The organism is Amycolatopsis azurea DSM 43854 (genome assembly GCF_001995215.1).
GTDB classification, from domain to species: Bacteria; Actinomycetota; Actinomycetes; order Mycobacteriales; family Pseudonocardiaceae; genus Amycolatopsis; species Amycolatopsis azurea.
Genome location: NZ_MUXN01000016.1, coordinates 1 through 26,111 on the forward strand (window position 1 = coordinate 1; position 26,111 = coordinate 26,111).

At 68.5% G+C, this 26,111-nt stretch carries 28 protein-coding genes; 13 read left to right on the forward strand and 15 right to left on the reverse strand.

Annotated elements, in window-relative coordinates; all coding sequences use genetic code 11:
* Positions 1–358: 358 nt before the first annotated feature.
* The 7 genes from B0293_RS21045 to kstD all read right to left on the reverse strand — a co-directional run bounded on the left by B0293_RS21045 (position 359) and on the right by kstD (position 6,676).
* Positions 359–814: a riboflavin kinase gene (locus B0293_RS21045; protein WP_005162162.1), complete on the reverse strand. Its 456-nt coding sequence runs from the start codon at positions 812–814 to the stop codon at positions 359–361.
* Between the two features lie 100 nt (positions 815–914).
* Positions 915–1,664: a methyltransferase domain-containing protein gene (locus tag B0293_RS21050; RefSeq protein ID WP_039919061.1), complete on the reverse strand. Its 750-nt coding sequence runs from the start codon at positions 1,662–1,664 to the stop codon at positions 915–917.
* A gap of 52 nt (positions 1,665–1,716) precedes the next feature.
* Positions 1,717–2,580, reverse strand: a complete 864-nt coding sequence (locus tag B0293_RS21055) for a MaoC/PaaZ C-terminal domain-containing protein (protein WP_005162168.1) — start codon at positions 2,578–2,580, stop codon at positions 1,717–1,719.
* A 10-nt stretch (positions 2,581–2,590) separates the two neighbouring features.
* A complete protein-coding gene (locus B0293_RS21060; protein WP_005162171.1) occupies positions 2,591–3,616 on the reverse strand; it encodes a ferredoxin--NADP reductase in 1,026 nt (341 codons plus the stop codon).
* Positions 3,613–3,873, reverse strand: a complete 261-nt coding sequence (locus B0293_RS21065) for a hypothetical protein (protein WP_005162174.1) — start codon at positions 3,871–3,873, stop codon at positions 3,613–3,615. Before B0293_RS21065 ends, B0293_RS21060 begins: the two co-directional genes overlap by 4 nt.
* Positions 3,870–5,009 carry a Rieske 2Fe-2S domain-containing protein gene (locus B0293_RS21070; protein ID WP_005162178.1) on the reverse strand — a complete coding sequence of 380 codons (1,140 nt, stop codon included), beginning with the start codon at positions 5,007–5,009 and terminating at the stop codon, positions 3,870–3,872. Before B0293_RS21070 ends, B0293_RS21065 begins: the two co-directional genes overlap by 4 nt.
* A complete protein-coding gene (kstD, locus tag B0293_RS21075) occupies positions 5,006–6,676 on the reverse strand; it encodes a 3-oxosteroid 1-dehydrogenase (RefSeq protein ID WP_005162181.1) in 1,671 nt (556 codons plus the stop codon). Before kstD ends, B0293_RS21070 begins: the two co-directional genes overlap by 4 nt.
* Before the next feature lie 99 nt (positions 6,677–6,775).
* Here kstD and B0293_RS21080 point away from each other — a divergent pair, with 99 nt between their 5' ends.
* From B0293_RS21080 to B0293_RS21105, 6 genes are all read left to right on the forward strand, one after another.
* The gene (locus B0293_RS21080) at positions 6,776–8,374 is read left to right on the forward strand and encodes an FAD-binding protein (RefSeq protein ID WP_005162183.1); all 1,599 of its coding nucleotides are present in this window, start codon (positions 6,776–6,778) and stop codon (positions 8,372–8,374) included.
* 43 nt (positions 8,375–8,417) lie between these two features.
* On the forward strand, positions 8,418–9,593 hold the full coding sequence (gene hsaA / locus B0293_RS21085; RefSeq protein WP_005162186.1) for a 3-hydroxy-9,10-secoandrosta-1,3,5(10)-triene-9,17-dione monooxygenase oxygenase subunit: 1,176 nt from the start codon (positions 8,418–8,420) through the stop codon (positions 9,591–9,593).
* On the forward strand, positions 9,593–10,441 hold the full coding sequence (hsaD, locus tag B0293_RS21090; protein ID WP_005162189.1) for a 4,5:9,10-diseco-3-hydroxy-5,9,17-trioxoandrosta-1(10),2-diene-4-oate hydrolase: 849 nt from the start codon (positions 9,593–9,595) through the stop codon (positions 10,439–10,441). Before hsaA ends, hsaD begins: the two co-directional genes overlap by 1 nt.
* Positions 10,441–11,355 (forward strand): iron-dependent extradiol dioxygenase HsaC, encoded by a 915-nt coding sequence (gene hsaC, locus B0293_RS21095; RefSeq protein WP_005162197.1) that lies wholly within the window; start codon positions 10,441–10,443, stop codon positions 11,353–11,355. The genes hsaD and hsaC overlap by 1 nt, the downstream gene beginning before the upstream one ends.
* The gene (gene hsaB / locus B0293_RS21100; RefSeq protein WP_005162198.1) at positions 11,352–11,918 is read left to right on the forward strand and encodes a 3-hydroxy-9,10-secoandrosta-1,3,5(10)-triene-9,17-dione monooxygenase reductase subunit; all 567 of its coding nucleotides are present in this window, start codon (positions 11,352–11,354) and stop codon (positions 11,916–11,918) included. The genes hsaC and hsaB overlap by 4 nt, the downstream gene beginning before the upstream one ends.
* Positions 11,919–12,016: 98 nt before the next feature.
* Positions 12,017–13,180, forward strand: coding sequence for a S8 family peptidase (locus B0293_RS21105; RefSeq protein WP_005162202.1), 1,164 nt, complete (start codon positions 12,017–12,019; stop codon positions 13,178–13,180).
* Here B0293_RS21105 and B0293_RS21110 read toward each other — a convergent pair.
* Positions 13,168–13,518, reverse strand: a complete 351-nt coding sequence (locus B0293_RS21110; RefSeq protein ID WP_005162205.1) for a hypothetical protein — start codon at positions 13,516–13,518, stop codon at positions 13,168–13,170. The two genes, B0293_RS21105 and B0293_RS21110, sit on opposite strands and share 13 nt — an antisense overlap.
* Before the next feature lie 31 nt (positions 13,519–13,549).
* Positions 13,550–14,596, reverse strand: a complete 1,047-nt coding sequence (locus tag B0293_RS21115; RefSeq protein WP_005162208.1) for a fatty acid desaturase family protein — start codon at positions 14,594–14,596, stop codon at positions 13,550–13,552.
* 108 nt (positions 14,597–14,704) lie between these two features.
* On the opposite strand from B0293_RS21115, the gene B0293_RS21120 reads away from it, so the two are divergent.
* The 4 genes from B0293_RS21120 (at position 14,705) to B0293_RS43550 (ending at position 17,162) form a co-directional block, all read left to right on the forward strand.
* A complete protein-coding gene (locus B0293_RS21120) occupies positions 14,705–14,992 on the forward strand; it encodes a DUF6881 domain-containing protein (protein ID WP_005162211.1) in 288 nt (95 codons plus the stop codon).
* A 159-nt stretch (positions 14,993–15,151) separates the two neighbouring features.
* The gene (locus tag B0293_RS21125; RefSeq protein WP_005162214.1) at positions 15,152–15,433 is read left to right on the forward strand and encodes a hypothetical protein; all 282 of its coding nucleotides are present in this window, start codon (positions 15,152–15,154) and stop codon (positions 15,431–15,433) included.
* Positions 15,434–15,484: 51 nt separating this feature from the next.
* Positions 15,485–16,666 (forward strand): HNH endonuclease signature motif containing protein, encoded by a 1,182-nt coding sequence (locus B0293_RS21130; RefSeq protein ID WP_077241360.1) that lies wholly within the window; start codon positions 15,485–15,487, stop codon positions 16,664–16,666.
* A gap of 358 nt (positions 16,667–17,024) precedes the next feature.
* Positions 17,025–17,162: a hypothetical protein gene (locus B0293_RS43550; RefSeq protein WP_157376430.1), complete on the forward strand. Its 138-nt coding sequence runs from the start codon at positions 17,025–17,027 to the stop codon at positions 17,160–17,162.
* 164 nt (positions 17,163–17,326) lie between these two features.
* On the opposite strand, the gene B0293_RS21135 is transcribed toward B0293_RS43550, so the two are convergent.
* A complete protein-coding gene (locus tag B0293_RS21135; protein WP_005162220.1) occupies positions 17,327–17,704 on the reverse strand; it encodes a nuclear transport factor 2 family protein in 378 nt (125 codons plus the stop codon).
* Positions 17,705–17,798: 94 nt separating this feature from the next.
* On the opposite strand from B0293_RS21135, the gene B0293_RS21140 reads away from it, so the two are divergent.
* Positions 17,799–18,719, forward strand: a complete 921-nt coding sequence (locus tag B0293_RS21140) for an RNA polymerase subunit sigma-70 (protein WP_005162221.1) — start codon at positions 17,799–17,801, stop codon at positions 18,717–18,719.
* Between the two features lie 79 nt (positions 18,720–18,798).
* On the opposite strand, the gene B0293_RS21145 is transcribed toward B0293_RS21140, so the two are convergent.
* From B0293_RS21145 to B0293_RS21165, 5 genes are read right to left on the reverse strand one after another with little or no spacing between them, the layout of a single operon-like run.
* Positions 18,799–19,770, reverse strand: coding sequence for an acyl-CoA dehydrogenase family protein (locus B0293_RS21145; RefSeq protein WP_005162222.1), 972 nt, complete (start codon positions 19,768–19,770; stop codon positions 18,799–18,801).
* Positions 19,767–20,696, reverse strand: coding sequence for an acyl-CoA dehydrogenase family protein (locus tag B0293_RS21150; RefSeq protein ID WP_005162223.1), 930 nt, complete (start codon positions 20,694–20,696; stop codon positions 19,767–19,769). The genes B0293_RS21145 and B0293_RS21150 overlap by 4 nt, the downstream gene beginning before the upstream one ends.
* Positions 20,693–21,826: an acyl-CoA dehydrogenase family protein gene (locus B0293_RS21155; RefSeq protein ID WP_039919063.1), complete on the reverse strand. Its 1,134-nt coding sequence runs from the start codon at positions 21,824–21,826 to the stop codon at positions 20,693–20,695. The genes B0293_RS21150 and B0293_RS21155 overlap by 4 nt, the downstream gene beginning before the upstream one ends.
* Positions 21,826–22,665 (reverse strand): enoyl-CoA hydratase, encoded by an 840-nt coding sequence (locus B0293_RS21160; RefSeq protein ID WP_005162224.1) that lies wholly within the window; start codon positions 22,663–22,665, stop codon positions 21,826–21,828. The genes B0293_RS21155 and B0293_RS21160 overlap by 1 nt, the downstream gene beginning before the upstream one ends.
* Complete coding sequence (locus B0293_RS21165) at positions 22,662–24,152, reverse strand: FadD3 family acyl-CoA ligase (RefSeq protein WP_005162226.1); 1,491 nt, start codon at positions 24,150–24,152, stop codon at positions 22,662–22,664. The genes B0293_RS21160 and B0293_RS21165 overlap by 4 nt, the downstream gene beginning before the upstream one ends.
* A 72-nt stretch (positions 24,153–24,224) precedes the next feature.
* Between B0293_RS21165 and B0293_RS21170 the strand changes: the two genes are divergently transcribed.
* Positions 24,225–25,343, forward strand: coding sequence for an acyl-CoA dehydrogenase family protein (locus B0293_RS21170; protein WP_005162227.1), 1,119 nt, complete (start codon positions 24,225–24,227; stop codon positions 25,341–25,343).
* Positions 25,340–26,107, forward strand: a complete 768-nt coding sequence (locus tag B0293_RS21175; protein WP_005162229.1) for an SDR family oxidoreductase — start codon at positions 25,340–25,342, stop codon at positions 26,105–26,107. The genes B0293_RS21170 and B0293_RS21175 overlap by 4 nt, the downstream gene beginning before the upstream one ends.
* The last annotated feature ends 4 nt before the right edge of the window (positions 26,108–26,111 follow it).

Here is a 26,111-nt window from a genome sequence, read left to right on the forward strand (position 1 = left end):
CGGCGAACGGGGGGAAGCTCACGCCTACGTCCAACGCCGCACCACAGAAGGCATCCCCAAACGACACATCATCCGCTGCCTCAAACGCTACACAGCCCGCGAAATCCACCGAGCACTCATCACAGACCTCACCCCTTGACATCAATAGGAGCATCTTTCGCAACGCTCAACGTTGCGAAAGTGGCTTTCACAACTTCGCGACTGTCTAGGCCGGATGCCGTGAAGGCCTCCTTACCTACCCTGAAGGTAGTGAAGGAGGCCTTCACTACCCGGTCGGCGTGAACGAGGCGAGTCAGACCAAGGAGGCGTGTTGCGAAAGTGGCTTTCGCAACGTCCGCGACACGGTGCGCCTGGCAGCTCAGGCGGTGACGCGGCGGACGACGCCGTCCCCGGCGTCTCCCGCGTCCGGCAGGCCCTCGGCAGGGTTGTCCGCGGCCCATTTGCCCGCGTCGGCGATGTCCTTGTCGAGCGCGGCGATCAGCGCCTCCGACGACGGGTACGCCTTCTGCTCCCGCAGGTGGTGCCCCAGCCACACGGTCAGCACCTCGCCGTACAGATCGCCGCTGAACTCCAGCAGATGCGCCTCGACGAGCCGGTAGCCGTCCGCGCCGTAGTACGTCGGACGCCTGCCGACGGAGACCGCGGCCGCGATCCGCGTGCCGTCCGCGCGCTCGGCCCAGCCCGCCCACACTCCGTCGCCGACCTGGCCGTCCTGGTCGCGCAGCGCGATGTTGGCGGTCGGGAAGCCCAGTTCCCGGCCCCGCTGATCGCCCTGCTCCACCTGGCCACGGACCACGAAGTACTCCGCCGTCATGCCGCCCCCGTCCTCGCTGTCACGAAAGCCATGAATACCACGCCTCGCAGCGGAGGTCGACCGCCGTCCATGCGGCGGGAGGTGTCCATTGTGTACTCGGTCACGTGCTGACGAGCCGGTACCCCAGATCGAGTTCCGTCCGGCCGAGCAGGCCGACGTGATGCCGGTGCCAGTGCCCGTCGGCGAGGTCGGCGCGCAACCGGCCGACGGCGTCGGCGACGACGTTCTGGTCCAGCAGCGCGACTCCGGACATCCCGGCGCGCACCCGCTCGGACAGGTAGGCCTCCGGCCTGCGCCAATACGCGCCGAGGAACCCGTCGACGCAGTCCGAGGGCACCGGCAGCGGAGCGACCGTGGGTGTCTCGCCCGCCGCGCGCAGCTCCTCGACGATCCTGTCGAGACAGGCCAGCCTGCTCTCGTGCTCGGCGATCTCCGGCAGGTAGTCCCGCACCAGCCAGAATCGCGAGAACACCGCCTGGTCCCAGGTCACGATCACCTGGCGGCGCGACACCCGCCGAAGCTCGGCCAGCCCTGCGGTCACGTCCGTCCAGTGGTGCACGGTGAGCACAGCCATGCCGACGTCGAAGGCACCGTCGGGGAAGGGCAGCCCTTCCGCGCGGGCCTGGACGGCGGCGGCCGCGGTGGCCGGACGCTGCGCGATCATCCGCGAAGACGGCTCGACGGCGACCACATCGCGATCACCCGGCTCGTAGGAACCGGCTCCGGCGCCCACGTTGACCACGGAGCGCGCGTCGCCGAGAGCGGCTGTCACGGTGGCCGCGATCCGGGGGTCCGGGCGTCTTGATCGCGCGTAGTCCCGGCCTAGTTCGGCGTACGGGTCGGAGATCAAGGGGCGCACCCGGCCGAGTGTAGCCAGACCCGCTACCAGCGGGAACGATGATTCAGTCTGTCGTGGTCAAGAAAGTGTCGGAAAGAACGGGCGCCTCGTCCCGATCCGGTGCCGACGTCGTGATCAGCAGCCCGGCGGGCTCACGCCAGACGCGGGTCCGCAGCGGTTCGCCGGGGAAGACGACGCCGGCGAACTTGGCCGAGAAGGAGGCGACGCGGGAGGTGTCGCCGTCGAGGAATTCGTCGGTGACGGCCTTCGCGACGACGCCGTAGGTGCACAGGCCGTGCAGGATCGGCTTGTCGAACCCGGACGCCGCGGCGAACCCGGGGTCGGCGTGCAGGGGGTTGCGGTCCCCGCAGAGCCGGTAGAGCAGGGCCTGCTGCGGCAACGTCGGTGTGTCGATGACGGCGTCCGGCTCCCGCGCCGGGAGCTCGACGCGGTCGGACGGGCCCCGCTCACCGCCGAAACCCCCTTCGCCACGGGCGAAGATGCTCGACCGCAGCGTCCACAGTGGAGTCCCGTCGGAGTCGGTGGCGACCGTCTCGTTCACGATCACGGCCGCCTTGCCCTTGTCGAAGACGTCGACGATCCGCGTCCGCGCCACGGCCTTGCCCGAGGTCGGGATCGGCCGGTGCGCGATCACCTCCTGCTTGCCGTGCAACACCTTCCCAAGGTCCACCTCGACGCCGGGGAAGGAGACCGCGGGCGGTTCGAACACGCGCAGGTTCGCCGCCACGGTCGCGAACGTCGGCAGTACCTGGAGGCCGTCCTCGTAGGTGTAGCGCAGCTCCCGCGGGCTCATCGGATCCGATCCGGCGCCCAGGGCCAGGTGGTAGAGCTGCACGTCCGACGCGGTCCAGGCGAAGCTCACCTCGCCGAGGTCGGCGCCGATCGCGACCGAAGGATCGATGGGCACGGGGGAACTCCTACTCGTAGGTGACGGTGACGTCGTCGGTCAGCGGCAGGGACTGGCACGCCAGCACGATGCCTTCGGCGATGTCGTCGCCGTCGAGGACCTCGTTGTTCAGCATCTTGACCTCGCCGGAGGTGATCCGGCAGGCGCACGCGCTGCACTGGCCTTCGCGGCACGAATACGGCGCGTCGAAACCCTTTTCCAGCAACAGGTCCAGCAGTTTCGTGCGGCGCGGCCAGTCTAGGTTCCTGGTCTCGCCGTCGAGGGTGACTTCGACCTTCACCGGGGTTTCGGCCTCTTCGACGGCCACCGGCTCGGCCACCTCGAACGGGTTCCCGCCGAGGGACAGGAACCGCTCCAGGTGGATCCGCTTGCGCGGCAGTCCGAGGTCCTTCAGCACCGTGCGCGCGGCGTCCATGAACGGGCCGGGGCCGCAGATGAACGCCTCGTGCGCGGTGTACGGAGCCACCAGCGCCCTCAGCTGCGCCTCGGTCGGCAGCCCTTGCAGGCTCTCCAGCCAGTGCACCACGACCAGCCGGTCCGCGTGCTTGGCGGCGAGGTCCGTGAGTTCCTTCGCGAAGATGACCGACCGCTCGTCGCGGTTGGCATAGAGCAACACCACCTTGCCGGTTCCGTGCGCCAGCGCGGACTTCAGGATCGACATCACCGGCGTGATGCCGCTGCCGCCCGCGAGCAGCAGGAAGTCCTCGTCGAGCGACGCGGGGCTGAACACCCCGGCCGGCGGCAGGACCTGGACCTCCTGGCCCGCCCGGAGGTTGTCGCAGAGCCAGTTCGACCCGTAGCCGTCGGCGGTGCGTTTGACGGTGACCTGGACCCGGTTCTCGTGCGGCGCGCTGGAGAGCGAGTAGCAGCGGGCCACCGAGCCCGTCCGCTCGCTCGGCACCCGGACGGTGAGGAACTGCCCTGGCGTGTAAGCGAAAACGGAGAGGTGCTCGGCCGGGATCTCGAACACGATCGACCGCGCGTCGGCCGTCTCGGTGATCACCTCGGCCACGGTCACGGTGACGGGACCGCTCATTCGGGCACCTCCAGCTCGCCGTCCTTCAAAGCGATCTCGATGCTCTCGCCGAGATTGCCGCAGGTGTCGAGCAACGCCGTCTGCGCTCCGGAAGCCTTCCGCTCCGCGAACACCGGGCAGCTGCGGGACGCGTCACTCGTCCACTGGATGCTGGTGTGCTGCATGCTGCTCTTCTTGACCAGCACGCACGTCCCGCACGCACGGCAGTTCAGCGGCCGTAGCCCGGCGGTGAGGAATTCGACGGTCTCGGGCTTCACACCCCGGCCTCTTCCGCTTGCTGCCTCGCCAGGTTGTCGGCCACCTCCGCCGCCCAGACCTCGTTGGCGCGGCTGGTGTCCACTTCGAACTCGAACCGCTGAGTCATGTCCTCGGTGACGTCGGCGGCGTCCACATAGAACTGGTCGTACCAGCGGCGCAGCTGGTAGACCGGCCCGTCCTCCTCGCACAGCAACGGGTTGTCGATCCGCGTCTTGTTGCGCCAGATCTCCACGTCCTGCAGGAAGCCGACGCCGATGCCCTTGGCGAACTTGCCGGCGATCTTGTCCGCGTGCTCGTCCGAGACGCCCTCGAACTTCTTCACGCTCACGCCCCATTGCAGCACGAACGAGTTCTCGGTGACCGGGTAGTGGCAGTTGATCAGCACGTTCTCGATCTCGAAACCCTGGTACGTGTTGAGCAGCTTGTTGATCATGTACGAGGGGCCGAAGTACGACGCCTCCGACCGCAGCAGGTTCTCCTCGCCGCCGTAGTTGGACGCCATTCCCTTGTCCGGACGGCCCTTCGTGTTCAGGTACTGGGTGGCGATGTGCCCCTCGAACACGTTCTTGAAGTAGGTCGGGAAGGCGTAGTGGATGTAGAAGAAGTGCGCCATGTCGACCATGTTGTCGATGATCTCGCGGCAGTTGGAGCCCTCGATCAGCACCGAGTCCCAGGTCCAGTTGCTCCACTCGCCGGTGAAGACGCCCTCGATCCGCGGGATGACGACGTCCTCGGGCGGCGGGTTGCCCTCCGGGTCGTGCCAGACGAACAGCTGCTTGTTCTCCTCCAGCACCTGCCACGTCTTCGTCCGCGCGCGCAGCGGAACCCGCTTGGCGTAGGGGATCGAGACGCATTTGCCGTTGCCGTTCCAGCGCCAGTCGTGGAACGGGCAGGCGATCTCGTCGCCCTTGACCTCGCCCTGGGTGAGGTCGCCGCCCATGTGACGGCAGTACCCGTCGAGCACGTTCAGCTTGCCGGACGAATCGGCGAAGACCACCAGTTTCGTCCCGAACGCCGTGATGGCGTGTGGCTTCCCGTCCCGGAACCGCTCGGCGAGGCCGAGACAGTGCCAGCCGCGCGCGAACCGCGAAGGGAGCGCGCCCGCGTCGATCTGCCGTACGGATTCCGTCGTCATCGGCTGCCTCCCGCTTTGGTGTGATCTTGCTTCGCGAGATGCTCGGCCGCAAGGTAGCCGAACACCATCGCCGGGCCGATCGTCGCGCCGGGGCCCGCGTAGGTGCGGCCCATCACCGCCGCGCTCGTGTTGCCCGCCGCGTAAAGTCCGTCGATCACCGAACCGTCTTCGCGCAGGACACGCGCGTGCGGATCGGTCCGCAAACCGCCCTTGGTGCCCAGGTCGCCGGGCACGATCTTCACCGCGTAGTACGGCGCGACGTCCAGCGGGCCCAGGCTCGGGTTGGGCTTGTTCCGCGGGTCGCCGTAGTAGTGGTCGTACGCGCTGCGCCCGCGGTGGAAGTCCTCGTCCACGCCGCTCTTCGCGAAGCCGTTGAACCGCTCGATGGTCGCTTCCAGCGCTTCGGCCGGGACCTCGATCCGCTCGGCGAGCTTCGCGATCGTGCTCGCTTTGACCGCGATGCCCGCTTTGAACCAGCGGCCGGGCAGCGGCTGGCGCGGGCCGAGGCCGGTGAACATGTACCGGTTGCGGTTGCGCTGGTCGAACACCAGCCAGGTCGGGATGTTCTCGCCGGGTCCGTCACCCTCGCCGTACATCGCGTGCACGGCCTCGACGTAGGGCGCCGACTCGTTGACGAAGCGTTCGCCCCGCGTGTTGACCATCAGGCAGCCCGGCCGCGACCGCTCGGCGAGCGCGAACCACGGGCCGCCGGTCAGCGGGATGGACGGGCCCCACCAGGCGTCGTCCATCAGGTCGACGGCCGCGCCCAGTTTGAGCCCGGCGTCGATGGCGTCACCGGTGTTGGCTTCGGCGCCGACCGTCCACTCCGTGCCGATGGGCGCGCGCTGATACTTGACCCGCATCTCCTCGTTGCGCTCGAACCCGCCGGCGCCGAGGACGACGCCGAGCCGCGCGCGGATCAGCTTCTCCTCACCCTCGTGGCGGACGACGACGCCGACCACGCGATCGCCCTCGACCTTCAGGTCCACGAGCGGCGTGTTCAGCCAGACGGGGACATCCGCGCGGCGCAGGCCCTCGCGCAGCCCAGCCGCAAGCGCTTGCCCCATGGAAAGAAGCCGCTGCCGCCGGATCCGGCCGACCAGCCAGCGTCCGCCGAGGCCGAGGACGCGGAGGATGCCCCGCGGGTGCCGCGCGAGCAGGCTCAGCCACCGATAGTCCGCCTGGGTGATCGGGACGCCCAGCGGGGGAGCGCTGTACGGCGGCTCCAGATTCGCCAGCTCCGGCCCGAGCAGGTTGCCGTCGAACGCGGCCGGTTCGACCGACCGTCCGCCGGGGCGCCCGCCGGGGGCTTCCGGGTGGTAGTCCGAGTAGCCGCGGACCCAGCGGAAGCGCAGCGGTGTCTTGTCGCAGACGAAGGACAGGACTTCGGGGCCGCGGTCGAGGAAGGCCGACCGGAGTTCCGCCGGGACCACGTCACCGACGATCGACTCCAGGTATTCGTGCGCCCGCTCCGGGGGTTCGGAGATCCCGGCCGCACGCAGCGCGTGGTTGCCCGGGATCCAGACGCCGCCGCCGGATCGCGCCGTCGAGCCGCCGAAGTGGGCGGCCTTCTCCACGACCAGGACGTCGAGTCCCCGATGGGCTGCGGACAGTGCGGCGGTCATCCCGGCGGCACCACTGCCCGCCACGATCACGTCGTAGTCCATACGCCCCTCACCTGAAACACGTTGTAGGAAGCATGTAGCAGCATTCGCGCTGCTCCAGTCACCATAGACGAGAACGTGTTCTAGTTCTAGGGTGGGGTCATGGACTCCCTCGTCGCGGATGTGGTGATCGTGGGCTTCGGGGCGGCCGGCGCCTGTGCGGCGATCGAAGCCGCCGACGCCGGAGCCAGGGTGCTCGTCCTGGACCGGTTCTCCGGCGGTGGTGCGAGCGCTGTCAGTGGAGGTGTCGTCTACGCCGGTGGCGGGACGGCGCAACAACGGGACGCGGGCGTCGACGACAGCGTCGACGCGATGTACGACTACCTGCGGCTCGAAGTCGGCGACGTCGTCTCCGAGGAGACCCTGCGGCGGTTCTGCGCGGGGAGCACGGAGATGATCTCCTGGCTGGAGGGCAACGGCGTGCCCTTCGGGGGCAGCCTCTGTCCCTATAAGACGTCGTATCCGAGCGACAAGCACTATCTGTACTACTCGGGCAGCGAGGCGGCGGGCGGCTTCCGTGACGCGGCCAAGCCGGCGCCGCGCGGGCATCGGGTCAAAGGTCCGGGGACGTCGGGAAAGCTGCTGATGAAACGCCTGGCCGACGCCGTACGGAGCCGCGGGATCCAGGTGCTGCCGCAGACCGCGGCTCGAAACCTGATCGTGGACGCCGACGGGACCGTGACCGGTGTCGTCGTGTCCACCCTGCGGGACGCGCCCGCGCGTGTGCGGGCGACACATCGGAAGCTCGCCGCGTACGCCGCGAAGCCGGGGATCTACGTGCCGTCGCTGCGGAAGTCGCTGCATCGACGGGTGGAGCGCATCGAACGCCGCTACGGCCGTGAGCTGCGGATATCCGCCTCGCGCGGGGTCGTCCTCGCGGCGGGCGGGTTCATCGCGAACCGCGAGATGGTGCGCGAACACGCGCCCGCGTACCGCGGCGGCCTCGCGCTCGGGACCTCCGCCGACGACGGATCCGGGATCCGGATGGGGGTCGAGGCGGGCGGGGCCACCGCGGAACTCGGGCGGATCTCGGCCTGGCGGTTCATCACCCCGCCGTCGGCGTTCCTCGGCGGCCTGCTCGTGAGCGAGTCGGGCGGCCGGATCATCGACGAATCCCGGTACGGCGCGGCCGTCGGCGAACGCATGATCACCGACCACGAAGGGCGTGGCTGGCTGCTGGTCGACGACGCCATCGTGCGCGAGGTGCGCCGTGACGCGCGCGGGCAAAGCCAGTGGTTCCAAGGGCTTCAGGTGCGTTACCTGCTGCGGCAAAGAGTCGTCGCGGGCTCGCTCGAAGACGTCGCGCGCAAGGCCGGGGTGGACCCGGCCGGGCTGGTCGCCAGCGTCGAAGCCTCGCGTTCCGGTGCGGATCCGATGGGGAAACCCCCGGAATTCGCGCGTCCGCTGGACCGGGCGCCGTACTCGCTGATCGACGTCTCGATCAAGCCGAACCTGGGCTATCCGTGCCCGATGCTGACGCTGGGCGGCCTGGTGGTGGACGAGGGGACCGGCGCCGTGCGGTCGTCGTCCGGCGTCCCGATCCGCGGTCTGTACGCGGCGGGCCGGACCGCGGTGGGAATCTGTTCTAGGTCCTATGTGAGCGGTCTGTCGCTGGCCGACTGCGTGTTTTCCGGGCGCCGTGCTGGAGCACACAGCGCCCTCGACCGGGGATCGGTCGACAAAAACGAGAACGTGTTCTAGTCTTGGATCCGGTTCACGGAGTATGGCGAGAGAGGGAACGCATATGAGCGAGCACGCCGCGCAGGACGTGATCGCGGGGATCCGGGAGCTGCTGCCGGTCCTGCGGGAACGGGCGCAGGAGGCGGAGGACGCCAGGCGCGTTCCCGAGGAATCCGTCAAGGCCCTGCAAGAGACCGGCTTCTTCAAACTGTTGCAGCCGAAGACGTTCGGTGGTCTCGAAGCCGACCCGGTCAGCTTCTACACCGCCGTCAAACTCGTCGCGAGCGCGTGCGGGTCCACGGGCTGGGTCGCCTCCATCCTCGGCGTCCACCCGTGGCACCTCGGCCTGTTCGAGGCGCAGGCGCAGCAGGACGTCTGGGGCGACGACACCGACGTCCGGATCTCCTCGTCGTACGCGCCGATGGGCAAGGCGGACGTCGTCGACGGCGGCTACCGGCTCAGCGGGCGCTGGAGTTTCTCCTCCGGCTGCGACCACGCGACCTGGGTGCTGCTGGGCGGGCCGGTGTTCAAGGACGGCAAACCCGTCGACTTCTGCACCTACCTGGTGCCGATCTCCGACTACACGATCGAAGACGTCTGGGACACCGTGGGCCTGCGCGGCACCGGGTCCAACGACATCATCGTGAACGACGTCTTCGTCCCGAAGCACCGTGCGCTCAGCTTCATCGCGACGTCGAAGTGCAAGACGCCCGGCCAGGAGATCAATCCCGGGCCGCTGTACAAGCTGCCGTACGGTTCGGTGCATCCGAGCACGATCACCGCGCCCATCATCGGGATGGCGCAGGGCGCCTACGACGCGCACGTCGAGTACCAGGGCAAGCGGGTCCGCGCGGCGTACGCCGGTGAACAGTCCAAAGAGGACCCGTTCGCCAAGGTGCGGATCGCCGAGGCGGCGAGCGAGATCGACGCGGCCTGGCTCCAGCTGACGCACAACATCGACGAGCTGTACCAGCTGGCGTGCAAGGGCGAGAAGCTGCCGTTCCCCACGCGGCTGCGGGTCCGCCGCGATCAGGTCCGCGGCACGGAGCGCGCGATTTTCGCGATCGACAGGCTCTTCGAGAACTCCGGTGGCCGTGCGCTGCAGGCCGGAACCCCGATCCAGCGGTTCTGGCGCGACGCCCACGCCGGCCGGGTGCACGCGGCGAACGACGCCGAGCGCGCCTACGTCATGTTCGGAACCGGCGCCTTCGGGCTGCCCGTCGAGAATGCGATGGTCTGATGACCGAAGGCAAGTACGCCACCGTTCAAGGTGGACTGAAGCTGCACTACCACGAAGCGGGCACGGAGCATCCGGAGACGGTGATCCTCCTGCACGGTGGTGGTCCCGGCGCGTCGGCGTGGAGCAACTTCGGCCGCAATCTGCCCGTGTTCGGCAAGAACTACCGGACGCTGGCCATCGACCAGCCCGGATTCGGCCGGTCCGACAAACCGACCGAGCATCCGCAGTACTTCAGGCACAGCGCGGACGCCGTCGTCGGGCTGATGGACGAACTCGGCATCGAGCGGGCGCATTTCGTCGGCAACTCGCTCGGCGGCGGGACTTCCGTGCGGCTCGCGCTCAACCATCCGAAACGCGCCGGACGGCTCGTGCTGATGGGCCCCGGCGGACTGAGCGTCAACCTGTTCGCGCCCGATCCGACCGAGGGCATCAAAAACCTGGGCCGGTTCAGCGCCCCGCCGGGCCCGAGCCGGGAGAAGCTAGAAGCCTTCCTGCGGATCATGGTGCACGACCAGTCCTTGATCACCGACGAACTGATCGACGAGCGGTTCGCCGTCGCGAGCGCGCCCGAGTCACTCGCCGCGATGAAGGCGATGGGCAAGTCGTTCGCCCAGCCCGAAACCTACGAAGAGGGCATGCTGTGGCGCGAGGCGCATCGCCTGCGTCAGCGGGTTCTGCTCATCTGGGGCAGGGAAGACCGGGTCAACCCGCTCGACGGAGCGCTGCTCGCGCTCAAGACGATCCCACGTGCCCAGCTGCACGTGTTCGGCGGCTGCGGCCACTGGGCGCAGCTGGAGAAGTTCGACGAGTTCAACCGGCTGGCACTCGACTTCCTGGGAGCCTCCTGATGGGTATCCGTTCGCTCGCCTACCTCCGCATCGAAGCCACCGACATGGCCGCGTGGCGCGAATACGGGCTGAAGGTCCTCGGCATGGTCGAGGGTTCCGGCACGAATCCCGAAGCGCTTTACCTGCGTATGGACGATTTCCCGGCGCGGCTGGTGGTCTTCCCCGGCGAGCACGACCGGCTCGCCGTGGCGGGCTGGGAGGTCGCCAACGCCGGCGAACTCGACGAAATCCGCGCCTCGCTCGACGCGCACTCGGTGCCGTACAAAGAAGGCACTCCGGATCAGCTGGCGGATCGCCGCGTCGACGGCTTGGTGTCCTTTGAGGACCCCTCCGGCAACACGCTCGAAGTCTTCCACGGCGTCGCTCTGCAACATCGGCGTGTGGTGAGCCCGTACGGCCACAAGTTCGTGACCGGCGAGCAAGGACTCGGGCACGTCGTACTGTCCACCCACGACGATGAAGCGTCCCTGCGGTTCTACCGTGACGTCCTCGGGTTCCGGCTGCGGGACTCTATGAAGCTGCCGCCGCAGATGGTCGGCAGGCCCGTCGACGGCGCGCCTGCCTGGCTGCGGTTCTTCGGCTGCAACCCGCGTCACCACAGTCTCGCGTTCCTCCCGATGCCGACCCCGAGCGGAATCGTGCATCTGATGGTCGAAGTGGAGAACACCGACGACGTCGGCCTCTGTCTCGACCGGGCCATCCGCCGGAAGGTGCCGATGTCGGCCACCCTCGGGCGGCACGTCAACGATCTGATGCTCTCGTTCTACATGAAGACCCCTGGCGGCTTCGACGTCGAATACGGCTGCGAGGGACGCCAGGTGGACGACGAGAGCTGGATCGCCCGAGAGAGTACGGCGGTTTCGTTGTGGGGACACGACTTTTCAGTCGGCGCCCGTCCGCCGGGTCAGTCGTGACCCCGGTGACGGAAGTCAGCTCCGACAGCGCCGCGGAGATCGATCCGGCGCGGTTCCGCACGGTGCTCGGACATTTCTGTACCGGTGTCGCCGTGGTGACCGGGCACGACGGCGAGGCGCCGGTGGGCTTCGCGTGCCAGTCGTTCGCGGCGCTCTCCCTCGATCCGCCGCTGGTGCTTTTCTGCCCTGCCAAGACTTCCCGGACGTGGGCGGTGCTCGCCGAGTCCGGCCGGTTCGCCGTCAACGTGCTCGCCGAAGACCAGCAGGACGTCAGCGCGGTGTTCGGCGCCCGGGGCGCGGACAAGTTCGCGTCGGTCGAGTGGGCGCCCGCACCGTCCGGATCTCCCTTGCTGGCAGGGGCTTTGACGTGGATCGACTGCACGCTCGAAGCCGTGCACGAGGCGGGTGACCACTACGTCGTCGTCGGCAGGGTGACCGCGCTCGGGGAGCCGTCCGACGATCGTCCGCTGCTGTTCCATCGCGGGCGGTACACGGTGACCGAACCGGTGACGGACGCGCTCGCCGCACTGATGCCGTGGCCGCGTCCGGACGATTGGCTTTAATGTATATCCGTATAAACGAAAAAATGTAAACCTGTCCTTTCCGGTGGCTTCCGCTTAGCGTTTTCGGCGGAAGCTCACCAAGGAATGGGGACAGCAACGTGAATTCTCGCAGACTGGCCGGAATCGGGTTGGCCGCCGCCGTCGTCACGGTCTTGGCAGGCGTGACGCCGGCGCAGGCCGCCGAGGGCGCGATCGTCGGCGCCGGTGCGGACGGCGCCATCGCTGACAGCTACATCGTCGTGCTCAAGGACGGCTCCACCGCCGACAAGCCTTCGCTGGCAAGCAAGTTCGGCGGCACCATCGGACGGCAGTACACGCAGGGTCTCAGCGGTTTCTCGGTGGCGCTGCGCGAGCGTCAGGCCAAGCGCCTCGCGGCAGACCCGGCTGTCGCGTTCGTGGAGCAGAACAAGGTGCTGCACGCCGAAGCGACGCAGACGAATCCGCCGTCGTGGGGGCTCGACCGGATCGATCAGCGTAAACTTCCGCTGGACACCAAGTACACTTATGCGACCACCGCTTCGAATGTGAACGTCTACGTTCTCGACACCGGGATCCGCGCCACGCACACTGATTTCGGCGGCCGGGTGAAGCAGGGGTACGACTTCATCGACAACGACACGAACGCGGACGACGGTTACGGTCACGGCACGCATGTCGCGGCCACGATCGCCGGCGCGAAGTACGGTGTCGCCAAGGGTGCTTCGCTGTATCCGGTGCGGGTCCTCGGTTCCGACGGCAGCGGCACGACCGCGGGCGTGATCTCCGGGGTCAACTGGATCACCCAGAACGCCAAGAAGCCCGCCGTGGCCAACGCGAGCCTCGGTGGCGGCGCGTCGACCGCGCTGGACACCGCGGTGCGGAACTCCATCAAGGCGGGGGTCACCTGGACGGTCGCCGCCGGTAATTCGAACGTGAACGCCGCCAACACTTCGCCCGCCCGGGTCACCGAAGCGCTGACGGTCGCCGCGGCGGACCGCACGGATCGCCGCGCTTCCTTCTCCAACTACGGTTCCGTGATCGACCTGTTCGCGCCGGGCGTCTCGATCACCTCGGCCTGGAAGGACAACGACACCGCGACCTACACCGGTGACGGCACCTCGTTCGCCGCCCCGCACGTCGCCGGTGCCGCCGCGCTGTACCTGTCTTCGCACACCGGTGCCACCGCGGCGCAGGTGGCTCAGGCACTGATCAGCGCTTCGACTCCGGGGCTGGTCACCAACCCCGGTAGCGGTAGCCCGAACCGCACGCTCTATGTCGGGTAGGTTCCCTCGGTGGTGGCTCGGTCCCGGCGTTGCGCCGGGACCGAGCTTTTCCGTCCGCGCGGCCGAGGCGGGCCCAGAAGCGAGCGCAAGGCCAAGGGCGGCAAGGACAACAGCTGTTCGAGCTCGGCCAGCGCCCGGAGGGATTCCGGACGTTCCGGTCTCCGTCTGCCGGACTGCCAATGGCTCAGCGTCGGCACGCTGATGGAGACGCCGCGCAGTTCGAGGCGATGGCGGATCCGGTCCAGCGGCAGCCCGCTGGCCGTGATCGCCGCGCGCAGGGCTCGCGGGAACGGATCTGGACGCAGGGTGGCGCCGGGGAAGATCTTCGAGGGCGTCATGCACTGAAAGTAAGAAGCCGTATCTGGAGTGTCAACGGCGTTCAGTGAACGTCCCAGCCGGTGAACCCTCCGAAAGTCGGATCGGCTCACCCGCTTCGTGCAGACTGCGCAACGCGAGCGCGTACGACTCGACGAGCCCCGTCTCGTGATACGGGACGCCGATTTCTTCGCAGTATCCTTGGACGATGGGCCGGGCGCGGCGAAGATGCGGCGACGGCATACTCGGGAACAGATGGTGCTCGATCTGGTAGTTGAGCCCGCCGAGCGCGACGTCGACGATCCTGCCGCCGCGGACGTTGCGGGACGTGAGCACCTGCTTGCGCAGGAAGTCGAGTTCGGTGTCGCCGGACAGGATCGGCATGCCCTTGTGGTTGGGCGCGAAGATCGATCCCATGTAGACACCCCACAGTGCTTTGTGGACGATGAAGAACACGAGCGCCTTGCCGGGCGAGAGGACGACGAGCAGCGCGCTGAAGTAGAGCGCGAAATGCGTCAACAGCAAGGCCGCTTCGAGCCCGCGCCGCCGGATGCCCGGCTTCGAGACCGCGCGGATGCCGGAGAAGTGCAGGTTCAGGCCTTCGAGGGTGAGCAACGGGAAGAACAGGAAAGCCTGATAGCGGCCGATGAACCGGGGGAGTCCCTTGCTGGCCCTCGCCTGCTCCTTCGACCACACGAGGATGTCCGGATCGACGTCGGGGTCGAGGTCCTCGTGGTTCGGGTTCGCGTGGTGGCGGGTGTGCTTGTCCATCCACCAGCCGTAACTCATGCCGACCCCGAGATTGCCCGCGATCCGGCCGGCGATCTCGCTCGGACGGCGGGTCCGGAACACCTGACGGTGCGCGAGATCGTGCGAAAGCAGGGCGATCTGACCGAACATCACCGCCTGGAACACGGCGATCCCCAGCTGCCACCACGAGTCCCCGATCGCGAAGAAGGCGATCCAGCCGGAGACGAAGAGGGTGGCGACCAGGCCGATGCGGAAGACGTAGTAGCCGGGACGGCGGTCGAGGAGGCCCGCTTCGCTGACGCGGCGGGACAGGCGGGCGAAATCGCTGCCTGTGCGGAGGTTTGCGGTCACCGGTGTGAGTCTGGTTCGCGGGGCGGGTGGGGTGAATGCGGTGCGCCGGTGGGTTGGTGCGGGGGTTGGCCCTACCCTGGGACTGGGACGGGTGGGAGTGATGCGTGGATGTGGTACCTGAGGTGCTTTTGGTCGCACGAGTTCGCCGAGGAAGCCGTGGAGATGTTCAGCGAGGTGGGCGCGGACGGCTACGAATGCCGGAAGGTGGAACGCTTCCGGGACGGCCGCCTCGGCTGGGCCGACGAGCGGCACGAGGTGGGCGGCACGAGTTTGGGCGAGGTTCCCGTCCCGCCGCTTGACGAGATCAACGCGCAGCGAGAGTTCTCGGCGTCCCGGATCGACGGCGACGAGTTCGAGCGGATATGGAAAGAGGCCATCGCCGGCCAAGGGGACTGAGTGCGTCGCCTTGCCCTCGACCGCGCTTGAGGTTCTACCGTCTCCCTATGAGAAGTGCCAAGGGAGGCATGACATGACGGCTCAGCCGGCTACACGCAGCCCCAGTTCTGGCTGCTGCGCGACCTGTCGGCGAACGACATCTCGCCCGACGGCCGGGGAATGACCTCGGCCGAACTGCAAGCGGCGATGGTCTCCTACATCCGCCCTGAGGACGATCTGGCCGCGGAGGCCGAGGTGCTCCTGGAACGTGGCTGGCTGACCCGGGACACCGAGCACCGGCTGTGGCTCACGAAAGAGGGAGAACAGGCCCGGGTCGATCTCGCGCGCAACGCTCCCGCCATCCGCGCCGCCCTCCACGACGGCATCGAAGACGCGGACTACGTCACCACGGTGAAGGTGCTCCAGCGGCTGATCCGCAATGCGGGCGGGGCGAGCTCTTAGCTTCGACCTCATTCCTGGCGCTCGAACGCGTGTTCGAGTATGATCTTGGTCATGACCACAACTCTTGTTTTCAATCCGAAAGCCGCTCGCTTTCTCGATGCCGCCCACGACGAAGAAGTCTCGCTTCGGCGGGCTCAGGGTCGGCAAGTGCGGTTCATAGCCGAGTTCGCCGCCGTGGGTGGCTCGCGAAGATCGGTGACCGAGGAGGTCGCCTTGCGCTTCTCGGTCTCCCGCAACCAAGCCTTCCTGCTGGTCGAAACGTCCTGCGCTCTCGTGGCGCGGCTGCCGAACACGTTGGCGGCGCTGGAGAAAGGTGACATCGATCTGTTCAAGGCGTCGAAGGTCAGCCACCTGACCCGCGAGGTCTCGGATGAGGTCGCCGCGCAGGTGGACGCGTTCATGGTCAAACGACTCGCCGGCCGCGATCCCACAGCGATCCGTAAATCGGTGAGCGGTGCGGTGCAGAAGTTCGACCGTGCGGGCTATAAAGCACGGGCGGAAAAGAAACGTGCGCGGCGGCACATCTCGTTGGAACACGAAGACGAGACGATGTCCACCCTCTCCGGCTTTCTGCCGTCCGAGGTGGCCGGCTCGATTTACGCGTCGATGAGCCGCGCCGCTCGAGCGCGCCGGGCGCAGGACAAGTCCCGGACCCTGGATCAGCATCGCGCCGACATTTTCGCCGAACGCCTGCTGGCCGAGGACGGTCACGGCAAGCCTCGTGCGCACATCCATGTCTACGTCGACTTCCTTACCCTGGCCGGCGCCCGTGACGATCCCGCGATCCTGGCCGGTTACGGGCCCATCCCGGACTGGCTCGTGCGAGAGATCGCCTCCGACCCCGGCTCGACCTGGTCGCGGTTGATCACCGACCCCGCCACCGGACAGCTCCTGGAGGCCGGTGCCGACAAGTACCGGTCCCCGGCCTCGCTGGCTCGATTGATCAGGGCACGTGACCGGGAATGCACTCATCCCGGCTGCCACCGACCGGCCGAGTTCTCCGAAATCGACCACATCATCAACTGGGCTCGCGACGGCCGGACCGACCACCACAACTGCCATGCCGCCTGCAAGATCCACAATCTGCTCAAGGAAGAACCAGGCTGGTCCGCTGCGCCGACCGGCAACGGCGGCATGACCATCACCACTCCGTCCGGTCGTACCTACGACGCGACACCGGAACCACTCCACGACCCGCGGCCCGAGCCGGAGGACGACACCCCACCGTTCTGAGCGGCACTGTCCGAGTTCAGGACCTGTCGGACAGTTGGTGTCTCAGGTCCTCACGGACACCGACCGGCCTGTCGGTGTGGTGACCAGGTGGCGCGGTTCTGTCGTGAGCATGGCGTGTCCTGGGACACCGCCCCGCACCTCGCTGGCGGCTCGGGGACGCAGGGTTCGTGCCGTTGCCCTCACAGGCCTCGATCCACCGGATCTTGTGCCATCACGGCCAGAGCACCATCTGGCCGACGGCAGCGAGAACGGTATGGACACCTGGATCGCCTTACGGCGGGCGTTCGATCGCCACGGGCTGCCGGTGAAGATCCTGTCCGACAACGGCCTGGCCATCTCCGGCGAACACCGTGGCTGAATGGCCGAACTGGAACGACACCTCGCCACGCTCGGCATCGACACGATCGCGTCCACGCTTTATCACCCTGGGTCGCCGCAGGGTCGGACATATCGCCATCATGTTCTGGCAGAACGACCGCGTCGCGATCAGACGTGAGTGGTGTCGTGTTCTGCCGATGCCCTGTTTCAGGACATCGTGAACAGGACGCCGCTCTCTCCGAAAAGCCTGTGGCGAGGCGCCCATAGCGTCCGCTCGCCGGGCCAACCGCCTCTCGCCAGCACCGTCCACCTGGGCGCGGCGATGGCGGAGACGATGCCGACCTACGCCGACGCCGACCCAGCAGCTGCCTCCCGAGCCGCATCGAAAGGAGCCCGATCGAACACGATCCGCAACTCCACGATCTTCCCCTCCCGCACGGTCACCAACTCGGCTCCGGGAGCACTCGCCACCGGCAGCGTCGCCGTGTCGTACATCAGCAGCGCCGTCGTCTCGTCCCCGAACGCCGAGAGCAGGGTCGACCCGGTCAGGATCTCGGTGAACGGGCCCATGAACCCGCGGAACGCCTCCGCGCCGGAGAGTGGCCCACCGGGGCTGTGGCAGACGATGTCGTCGGCGACGTAGGTCATCGCCTTCTCGAAGTCCTTGCCGGTCCACGCGTGGTGGTAGGCGAGCGCGATGTCCAAGGCGGGACTGGTCATGATGGTTCCTTTCGTCGAGCTTCACCCCGTCAGACACCACCTCCGCCGGAAACGGAACGGTGCGCGGCGAAAAAGGTCGTGACAGGATCGGCCAGTGGTCACCAGGACAACAGACGAGCAGACCTTCCGCGAGCTCACCGACACTTACCGGCACGAGCTGCACCTGCACTGTTACCGCATTCTGGGCTCCGTCACCGACGCCGAAGACGCCGTCCAGGAGACGCTCCTGGCCGCGTGGCGAGGCCTCGACGGGTTCGAGGGCCGCTCGTCGCTCCGCACCTGGCTGTACCGCATCGCCACCAACCGCTGCCTCAACGCACTGCGGGCCGCGGGCCGCCGCCGTCCACCCGATCCGGTGCCGCCGTTCGACCCGCCGGAACCAAGCCGCCGCGGCGAGGTGACCTGGTTGCAGCCGTACCCGGACGAGCTCCTCGAGCGTGTCGCCGACAGCGAACCCGGTCCCGAAGCGCGCTACACCGCCAGGGAGGCGATCGAACTCGCCTTCGTCACCGGTCTCCAGCTCCTCCCGCCGAGGCAGGCGGCCGCGCTCGTCCTGCGGGACGTCCTGTGTTTCCCCGCCGGTGAGGTCGCGGGCATGCTCGACACCACGGAGACGGCGGTCAAAGGCATCCTTCAGCGCGCTCGCGCCTCGCTCGACAAGCATCGCAACGCCGCCGGGCACCGGCCCTCACCTCAGGAACGCGAGCTGACCAGGCGATTCGCCGACGCCTTCACCGCGGGCGACCTCGACGGCGTCCTCAGCCTGCTCACCGACGACGCCTGGCTCGCCATGCCGCCGGCACCGCACGAGTACCACGGCCTCGAAGCGATCGCGGGCTTCCTCCGCGTCTCCATGGCCGTCCCGGTCCCCGAGGGTTTCACCATGGTGCCGACGCGGGCGAACGATCAGCCCGCCTTCCACTGTCGCCACGGTGGGAAACCGGCCGGGTTGATCGTCCTCACGCTCGACGGCGACCGGGTCCGGGCCGTCACCCGGTTCCTTGATCAGAAGTAGCCCGCCAGCCGGCCGCAGAGCGCGTCGATGTCCATGACCGGCGCACCGCTCCACGAAAGACCGTCCATCCGGCGATGGCTCACGATATCGGCGGTCGCACCCGCCCCAGGTGATCACCGGGCGACCCGAAGAGCCGCGCCGCCCCGTGCGCCCGCTTGAAATAGCGGTGCGCCGGATGTTCCCAGGTGATCGCGATCCCGCCGTGCAGCTGGATCATCTCGCCCGCCACCGTCGCGAGTGCCTCCGAGCAATGCACCTTCGCCACCGCGGCCAGCCTGCTCGACTCCGGAGCCGCGTAAGCCGCCGATCGCGCCGTCTCCACCAGGACGTGGAGATCCGCCATCCGGTGCTTCAGCGCTTGGAAGCCGCCGATCGGCCTGCCGAACTGGTGGCGTTGCTTGCTGTACTCCACCGTCAGCTCGAAAGCGCGTGCCGCGGCCCCGGCCTGTTCGGCGGCCAGGACGGCGCACACGACGTCGCGCAGCGCGCCGAGGTCGACCGGGCCGAGCAGCCGCGCGGGGACACTGTCGAAGGTCACGCGGGCCAGCCGCCGCGTTTCGTCCATCGCCGGAGTCCGGACGCGGCGCGCGTCGGTGACCTCGTACAGCGAGCCGTCCGCCACCACCAGGAGGATCTCGGCTTCGTCACCGTGGAGGACATAGTGCGCCTCGCCCTCCACGACGGAGCCGACGACACGGCAGGCCGGCGTGTCCCACCGGCCGTCGGCGTCGGTCCAGGCGACCGCGCCGACGACACCTTCGGCGAGGCGGGGGAGCAGCCGCTCGCAGGCCTCGTCGTCGCCGGTGGCCAGTACCGCGTGCACGGCGAGCACCGCCGAACCGAGGAACGGGACGTCGGCGAGAACCCGGCCCAGCTCCTCCGCGACGACTTGCAGTTCGGCGGTCCCGGCGCCGAGCCCGCCGAACCGTTCGGGAACGGCCAGCGCCGCCACACCGATCTGCTCACACAGCTGCGGCCAGGGATCCGCTTCCCGGTCCAGCAGCTTCCGGACGCTGTCCCGCAGCGCGTCCTGCTCGGCGGTGAACGTCATGCCAGCACCCGCTCCCGGTGGAACCGCGGCGTACCCCAGGCGCCGACCAGCGCGCGGACCCGGGTCAGCCGCAGGCCGAGCGCGTGCTCCGCGGTGTAGCCGATCGCGCCGTGCACCTGCAGCCCGGTCCGGGCGGCGAGATGCGCGGCGTCGCCACACGCCACCTTAGCCGCGGAGACATCGCGGGGGTCCAGGGTGACGGCCGCGCCGAACAGCAGCGGTTCGGCCAGCGCGATCGCGGTCGCGACGTCGGCGAGCAGATGCTTGACCGCCTGGTACTCACCGATCTCCCGGCCGTACTGCTTGCGTTGCGCGGCATACGCGACGGACGTGTCGAGCAGCCACCGTCCCGCGCCGAGGAGGTGCGCGGCGGTGGCCAGGCAACCCAGCTCGAACGCCCGATCCGCGTCGAGCGCAGTGCCGAGATCGTCTCCCGCCTCCGGAGTGAACAGCCGACGTGAACCGTCCACAGAGGACAAAAGAGTGCCAGGGGTGAACGCGCGCAGCCTGCCGTTCTCGATGATGAGACGCGCATCGGCGACGTCGGAATCCAAGGCGTACGGCACCTGCGGCGTGAACGCGACCGACGCCAGCGTCTCACCGGACGCGACCGAGGTCAGCAGCTCGTCGTCCAGCAAGGACGGCAGCACCGCGACGGTGTCGGTCCACGGTCCGGGAACGCAGTGGTAGCCGAGCCGTTCGAAGCCGACGGCCAGGTCGACCGGCGTCGCGCCGAGCCCGTCGTACTTCTCGGGGACGGCCAGCGCGGTCACCCCGAGTTCCGCCAGCCGTCGCCAGATCTTGAGGCCGGGGCCGTGATCGCCCGTCGCCCAGGACCGGTTGGCCGAGTCGGCGTCCATATCGGACAGCAGATCGTGGAGACTGCGGGAGAACTGCTCCTGCTCACCGGAAAGCGCGAACCTCATCGAGCCCCCTTCGGCAGGCCGAGCAGTCGTTCGGCGACGATGGACCGCTGGATCTGGTCGGTCCCGCCGTAGATCGGGCCCGCCAGGGAGAACAGCCAGCCGTCGCTCCAGCGGCCCCGCAGTTCGGCGTCCGGACCGAGGACGTCGAGCGCGGTCTCGTGCAGTTCGACGTCCAGATGTGACCAGAACAGCTTGTTGACACTCGATTCCGGCCCGAGTTCGGCGCCGTCCGCGAGGCGGGTGACCGTGCCGAGGGTGTACAGCTGATACGCCCGGGCGCCGATCCACGCGTCGGCGACCCTGTCGGCGGTGTGCGCGGGCCGCCCGGCGTCGTTCCAGAGCGAGACCAGCCTGTCCGCCGCGGCGAGGAACCGGCCGGGGCTGCGCAAGGACAGCCCGCGTTCGTTGTTCGCCGTCGTCATCGCGACCCGCCAGCCCTCACCCGGCGCGCCGATCACGTCCTCGTCGGGGACGAAGACGTCGTCGAAGAAGATCTCCGCGAATCCCGGTTCGCCGTCCAGCTGGGGGATCGGCCGGACCGTGACGCCCTCGGACCGCAGATCCACCATCAGATAGGTGAGGCCCTTGTGCCGCACCGACTCCGGATCGCTGCGGAACAGGCCGAACGCCCGGTCGGCGAACGTCGCGCGTGAACTCCAGGTCTTCTGCCCGCTGACCCGCCAGCCGCCGTCGCAGCGGGTCGCGGTGCTGCGGAGCGCGGCGATGTCGCTGCCCGCCTCGGGTTCCGACCACGCCTGCGCCCAGACCTCCTCCGAGCGCGCCATCTTCGGCAGGATCCGGCGCTGCTGGTCCTCCGTGCCATGGGAGAACAGGGTCGGCGCGAGCATGAAGATGCCGTTCTGGTTGACCCGCAACGGCGCTCCCGTCGCGTAGTACTCCTCCTCGAACAGCACCCATTCCAGGAGACTCGCGTCCCGTCCGCCGAATTCGCGCGGCCACGAGACGACCGACCAGCGGGCGTCGGCCAACCGGGATTCCCATTCGCGGTGCTGCGCGAATCCTTCGGTGGTGTCGAACGACTTCAGCGGTTCGGCCGGTACGTTCGCGGCGAGCCAAGACCGTGCTTCGTCGCGGAAGGCGAGCGTGCGCTCGTCGAGATCGAGATCCATCACGAGGTCCTGTTCGCGTCGCGCATCGAGCGCGCGTCCTGCCCGCCCAGCGAGTCGCCGCCGGACATCTCGGCGTTGTGCGCGTGCGCGAAGTGATGCAGCCCGAACACGGAGTCCATTCCGGACCGCAGGCCCATCAGGTCTTCGGCCTGGTTGACGGCCTTTTTGGCGAGCGCGAGCCCCATCCTCGGCATCACCGCGATCTTCTCCGCCAGCGCCATGGTCTCGGTTTCGAGGTCGGCGCGGGGGACGACGCGGTTCAGCATGCCCCACTCCTTGGCCTGCTGCGCCGTGAAGCGCTCACCGGTGAACAGCACTTCCTTGGCCGCGCGCGGGCCGAGGACCCAAGGATGCGCGAAGTACTCGACACCGGGAATTCCCATGCGCACCACGGGATCGGCGAAGAACGCGTCATCGGAGGCGACGATCATGTCGCACACCCAGGCCAGCATCAGCGCGCCCGCGATGCACGCGCCCTGCACACTCGCGATGGTCGGTTTCGGGATCTCGCGCCAGCGGCGGCACATGCCGAGGTAGACCTCCGACTCGCGCGCGAACCGCTGGTCACCGCCTTCGGCGCCGACGTGGTCCCACCACAGGACCGCCTTGCGCTCGAAGGAGACGTCCACGTCGCGTTCCGGCGTCCCGATGTCGTGCCCGGCGGAGAAATGCTTGCCCGCCCCGGCCAGCACGATCACCTTGACCTCGGGATCGTCGACGGCGCGGCCGAACGCGGCGTCGAGCGCGTAGGTCATCGCCGAGTTCTGCGCGTTCCGGTACTCCGGCCGGTTCATCGTGACGACGGCCACCGGCCCGCGTCGCTCGTACTCGACGGTCATCCGTTCTCCTCCCGCAACACGCGTTTCAGCACCTTTCCCGACAGATTTCGCGGCAGTTCCCCCACGAAGTCGACAAATCGGGGAATCTTGTAGTTGGCCAGTTCGGCCTTGCACCACGCCAGTACGTCCTCTGTGGACAGTTCGGCTCCGCCGCGCAGCCGGACGAAGGCCTTGCCGACCTCGCCGAGCCGGTGGTCCGGCACGCCGACGACGGCGGACTCCGCAACACCGTCCAGCCTGCTCAGCACCTGCTCGATCTCGGCGGGGTAGACGTTGAACCCGCCGCAGACGTACATGTCCTTGATCCGGTCGACGATCTTCAGATAGCCCTGGCCGTTCAGGACGCCGACATCGCCGGTGTGCAACCACCCGTCGGCGTCGACGGCCTTCGCGGTGGCCTCCGGATCGTCGAGATAGCCGAGCATCACGTTCGGCCCGCGCAGCAGGACCTCGTCGTGCTCGCCGAGCTTCACCTCGAAGCCCGCCGTCGCGCGCCCGGAGTAGTTCGCCACCAGTTTCGCGTCGTCGCCGGGCCGCGACATCGTCGCCACCACGGCTTCGGTGAGCCCGTACGCGGTGAGCACGGTGTCGAAACTCAGCTCCGTCTGCATGCGTTCGACGAGCGTGACCGGAACCGTGGCGGCCCCGGTCACGGCGAGCCGCAGGCTGGACAGATCGTGGTCCGCGCGTTCGGGCGCGTCCAGCAGGACCTGGTGGATCGTCGGGGCGCCGGGCAGCACCGTGACGCGCTCGGTTTCGATGAGCCGCAAGGTCTCCCGCACGTCGAAGGTGCGCTGCGGCAGGATCGCCGCCCCGCGCAGCACGGCCGCGACGATCCCCGCCTTGTACCCGAAGCTGTGGAAGAACGGGTTGATCACGAGGTAGCGGTCCTGCTCGGTCAGCTCGCCGCAGTCCGCCCAGGCCTCGGCGACGCTCAGCGTCTGCCGGTGGCTGCTCATCGCGCCCTTGCTGCGGCCGGTGGTCCCGGAGGTGAACAGGATGTCGCTGACGTCGCCGGGCTCGACGTGGCTGACGAAGTCGCTGTCGAGACCGTCGAGCGCGGCCCATTCGGTGACGCCTTCCACCGGCTCTTCGAGGCCCTCGACGGGGATCCGCAGCACCGTGCGGGGCCGTGAGGTGCCGAGGTCCGCCAGCCGGTCGGTGCCGAGGAACGTGCCGGTGATCACCAGCGCGGAAACCTTCGCGCGTTCGAGGACGTCGATGGTCTCGCGCGCGGTGAACCGGGTGTTGACCGGGATCAGCGTCGCGCCGGCGTACAGCGCGCCGAGCCCGGCGACCACCCAGTGCCAGGTGTTGGGGGAGCAGATCGCGACCCGTTCGTGGCCCTCGAAGAACCGTGCCGCCTGCCGCACCCGCCGCGCGAGTTCGGCGTAGGTGAGCCGGACGTCGCCGTCGACGAGTGCTTCCCGTCCGGCGAAGCGCTCCGCCGCCTGGTCGAGCGTCGCCGGGATGGTTCCTTCTGTCATCGAAGTCTCCCTAGCAAGTGCTTGGTAGGGTAGCCTACGCAGCAGGCTCTGGTTTGGCTAGAGGAGGCACGTGTGGCTCAGGACGGTTTCCGCGACCGTGTGCGCACCTGGCTGGCGGACAACCTGCCGCCGGAACTGCGGGGCTTGGGCGGTCCCGGGCGGGAGCACGAGGCCTTCGACGAACGCGTGGAGTGGGAACGACGGCTCGCCGCGGCGGGCTGGACCTGCGTCGGCTGGCCGGTCGAGCACGGCGGGCAGGGTGCGACGCTGGAACAGCAGGTCGTCTTCCACGAGGAGTACGCGCGAGCGGGCGCGCCGGCGCGGGTGAGCCATCTGGCGCAGGAACTCCTGGGCCCGACCCTGCTCGCGTTCGGCACGCCGGAACAGCGGAAGCGGTTCCTGCCGCCGATCGTGGCCGTCGAGGAACTGTGGTGCCAGGGCTATTCCGAACCCGGCGCCGGATCCGATCTCGCCGCGGTGTCGACCACGGCCACCCTCGAAGACGACGAATGGGTGCTGAACGGCCAGAAGGTGTGGACGTCGCTCGCGCATGTGGCCGACTGGTGTTTCGTCCTCGCCAGGACCGAACCCGGCTCCAAACGCCACAAAGGACTGTCCTATTTGCTCGTTCCGATGCGGCAGCCCGGGGTCGAGGTCCGTCCGATCCAGCAGCTCACCGGGACCTCGGAGTTCAACGAAGTCTTCTTCGACGGCGCTCGCACGGCCAAGGACCTGGTCGTCGGCGAACCCGGCGACGGCTGGCGGGTCGCCATGGGGACGCTCGCCTTCGAGCGCGGCGTCGCCACCCTCGGACAGCAGGTCGGCTTCCGGCGGGAACTCGAAGAACTCAGCAGGATCGCGCCGGACGACCCGGTGATCGCCGAGCGGATCGACCGTGCGTGGGTCGGCCTGGAGGTCATGCGGGCACAGGCGATCCGCACCCTGGGCGACTCTTCGCCGGGAGTCGCCGAAGTGTCCAAACTGGTCTGGGCGAACTGGCACCGCGACCTGGGAGAGCTGGCGATGCTCGTCCGCGGCGCGCGGGGCATGCTCGCGGAAGACGGGCTCGACGCCTGGCAACGGCTTTTCCTCTTCACCCGGGCCGACACGATCTACGGCGGCTCCAACGAGATCCAGCGCAACGTCATCGCCGAGCGGGTGCTCGGCCTTCCCCGAGAGGTGCGACCGTGATTCCGGTGCCGAAATACCCCGAGGGGGCGAATCTCCTGCGGGAAAAGGTGGTCGTGGTGACGGCGGCGGCCGGCACCGGGATCGGTTCCGCGGTGGCGAAACGCGCGGTGGAGGAAGGCGCCCGGGTCGTGATCAGCGACTGGCACGAGCGACGCCTGGGCGAAAAGGCGGCCGAACTCGGCGACGTCCACGCGATTCCCTGTGACGTCACCCGAGAAGACCAAGTGCGGGCGCTCATCGACGGAGCCGCCGCGCACTACGGCCGGATCGACGTGCTCGTCAACAACGCCGGCCTCGGCGGTACGAAGTCCATTGTGGACATGACCGACGAGGAATGGTCGCGGGTCATCGACGTGACCCTCAACGGCACCTTCCGCGCGACGAGGGCCGCGGTGAACCGGTTCATCGAGCAGGGCGACGGCGGGGTGATCGTCAACAACGCGTCCGTGATCGGCTGGCGCGCACAAGCCGGGCAGGCGCACTACGCGGCCGCGAAGGCCGGTGTCATGGCGCTCACCCGCTGCACCGCCGTCGACGTCGCCGAACACGGCATCCGGGTCAACGCCGTCGCGCCGAGCCTGGCGATGCATCCGTTCCTGGCCAAGGTGACCAGCGACGAACTGCTCACCGAACTCACCGCCCGCGAGGTCTCGGGGAGGGCGGCGGAACCCTGGGAAGTGGCGAATGTGATGGTGTTCCTCGCCAGTGAGTACTCGTCGTACCTCACCGGCGAGGTCTTGTCCGTGAGTTCCCAGCATGCGTGAGGTA

What these genes read in the sequence shown, in the direction of transcription:
- B0293_RS21045 (WP_005162162.1), bottom strand. Translation starts at nt 814, where the DNA reads ATGACGGCGGAGTACTTCGTGGTCCGTGGCCAGGTGGAGCAGGGCGAT.
- B0293_RS21060 (WP_005162171.1), bottom strand. Translation starts at nt 3,616, where the DNA reads ATGAGCGGTCCCGTCACCGTGACCGTGGCCGAGGTGATCACCGAGACG.
- B0293_RS21070 (WP_005162178.1), bottom strand. Translation starts at nt 5,009, where the DNA reads ATGACGACGGAATCCGTACGGCAGATCGACGCGGGCGCGCTCCCTTCG.
- kstD (WP_005162181.1), bottom strand. Translation starts at nt 6,676, where the DNA reads ATGGACTACGACGTGATCGTGGCGGGCAGTGGTGCCGCCGGGATGACC.
- B0293_RS21080 (WP_005162183.1), top strand. Translation starts at nt 6,776, where the DNA reads ATGGACTCCCTCGTCGCGGATGTGGTGATCGTGGGCTTCGGGGCGGCC.
- hsaA (WP_005162186.1), top strand. Translation starts at nt 8,418, where the DNA reads ATGAGCGAGCACGCCGCGCAGGACGTGATCGCGGGGATCCGGGAGCTG.
- hsaD (WP_005162189.1), top strand. Translation starts at nt 9,593, where the DNA reads ATGACCGAAGGCAAGTACGCCACCGTTCAAGGTGGACTGAAGCTGCAC.
- hsaC (WP_005162197.1), top strand. Translation starts at nt 10,441, where the DNA reads ATGGGTATCCGTTCGCTCGCCTACCTCCGCATCGAAGCCACCGACATG.
- B0293_RS21110 (WP_005162205.1), bottom strand. Translation starts at nt 13,518, where the DNA reads ATGACGCCCTCGAAGATCTTCCCCGGCGCCACCCTGCGTCCAGATCCG.
- B0293_RS21120 (WP_005162211.1), top strand. Translation starts at nt 14,705, where the DNA reads ATGTGGTACCTGAGGTGCTTTTGGTCGCACGAGTTCGCCGAGGAAGCC.
- B0293_RS21125 (WP_005162214.1), top strand. Translation starts at nt 15,152, where the DNA reads ATGACCTCGGCCGAACTGCAAGCGGCGATGGTCTCCTACATCCGCCCT.
- B0293_RS21130 (WP_077241360.1), top strand. Translation starts at nt 15,485, where the DNA reads ATGACCACAACTCTTGTTTTCAATCCGAAAGCCGCTCGCTTTCTCGAT.
- B0293_RS43550 (WP_157376430.1), top strand. Translation starts at nt 17,025, where the DNA reads ATGGCCGAACTGGAACGACACCTCGCCACGCTCGGCATCGACACGATC.
- B0293_RS21135 (WP_005162220.1), bottom strand. Translation starts at nt 17,704, where the DNA reads ATGACCAGTCCCGCCTTGGACATCGCGCTCGCCTACCACCACGCGTGG.
- B0293_RS21145 (WP_005162222.1), bottom strand. Translation starts at nt 19,770, where the DNA reads ATGACGTTCACCGCCGAGCAGGACGCGCTGCGGGACAGCGTCCGGAAG.
- B0293_RS21150 (WP_005162223.1), bottom strand. Translation starts at nt 20,696, where the DNA reads ATGAGGTTCGCGCTTTCCGGTGAGCAGGAGCAGTTCTCCCGCAGTCTC.
- B0293_RS21155 (WP_039919063.1), bottom strand. Translation starts at nt 21,826, where the DNA reads ATGGATCTCGATCTCGACGAGCGCACGCTCGCCTTCCGCGACGAAGCA.
- B0293_RS21160 (WP_005162224.1), bottom strand. Translation starts at nt 22,665, where the DNA reads ATGACCGTCGAGTACGAGCGACGCGGGCCGGTGGCCGTCGTCACGATG.
- B0293_RS21165 (WP_005162226.1), bottom strand. Translation starts at nt 24,152, where the DNA reads ATGACAGAAGGAACCATCCCGGCGACGCTCGACCAGGCGGCGGAGCGC.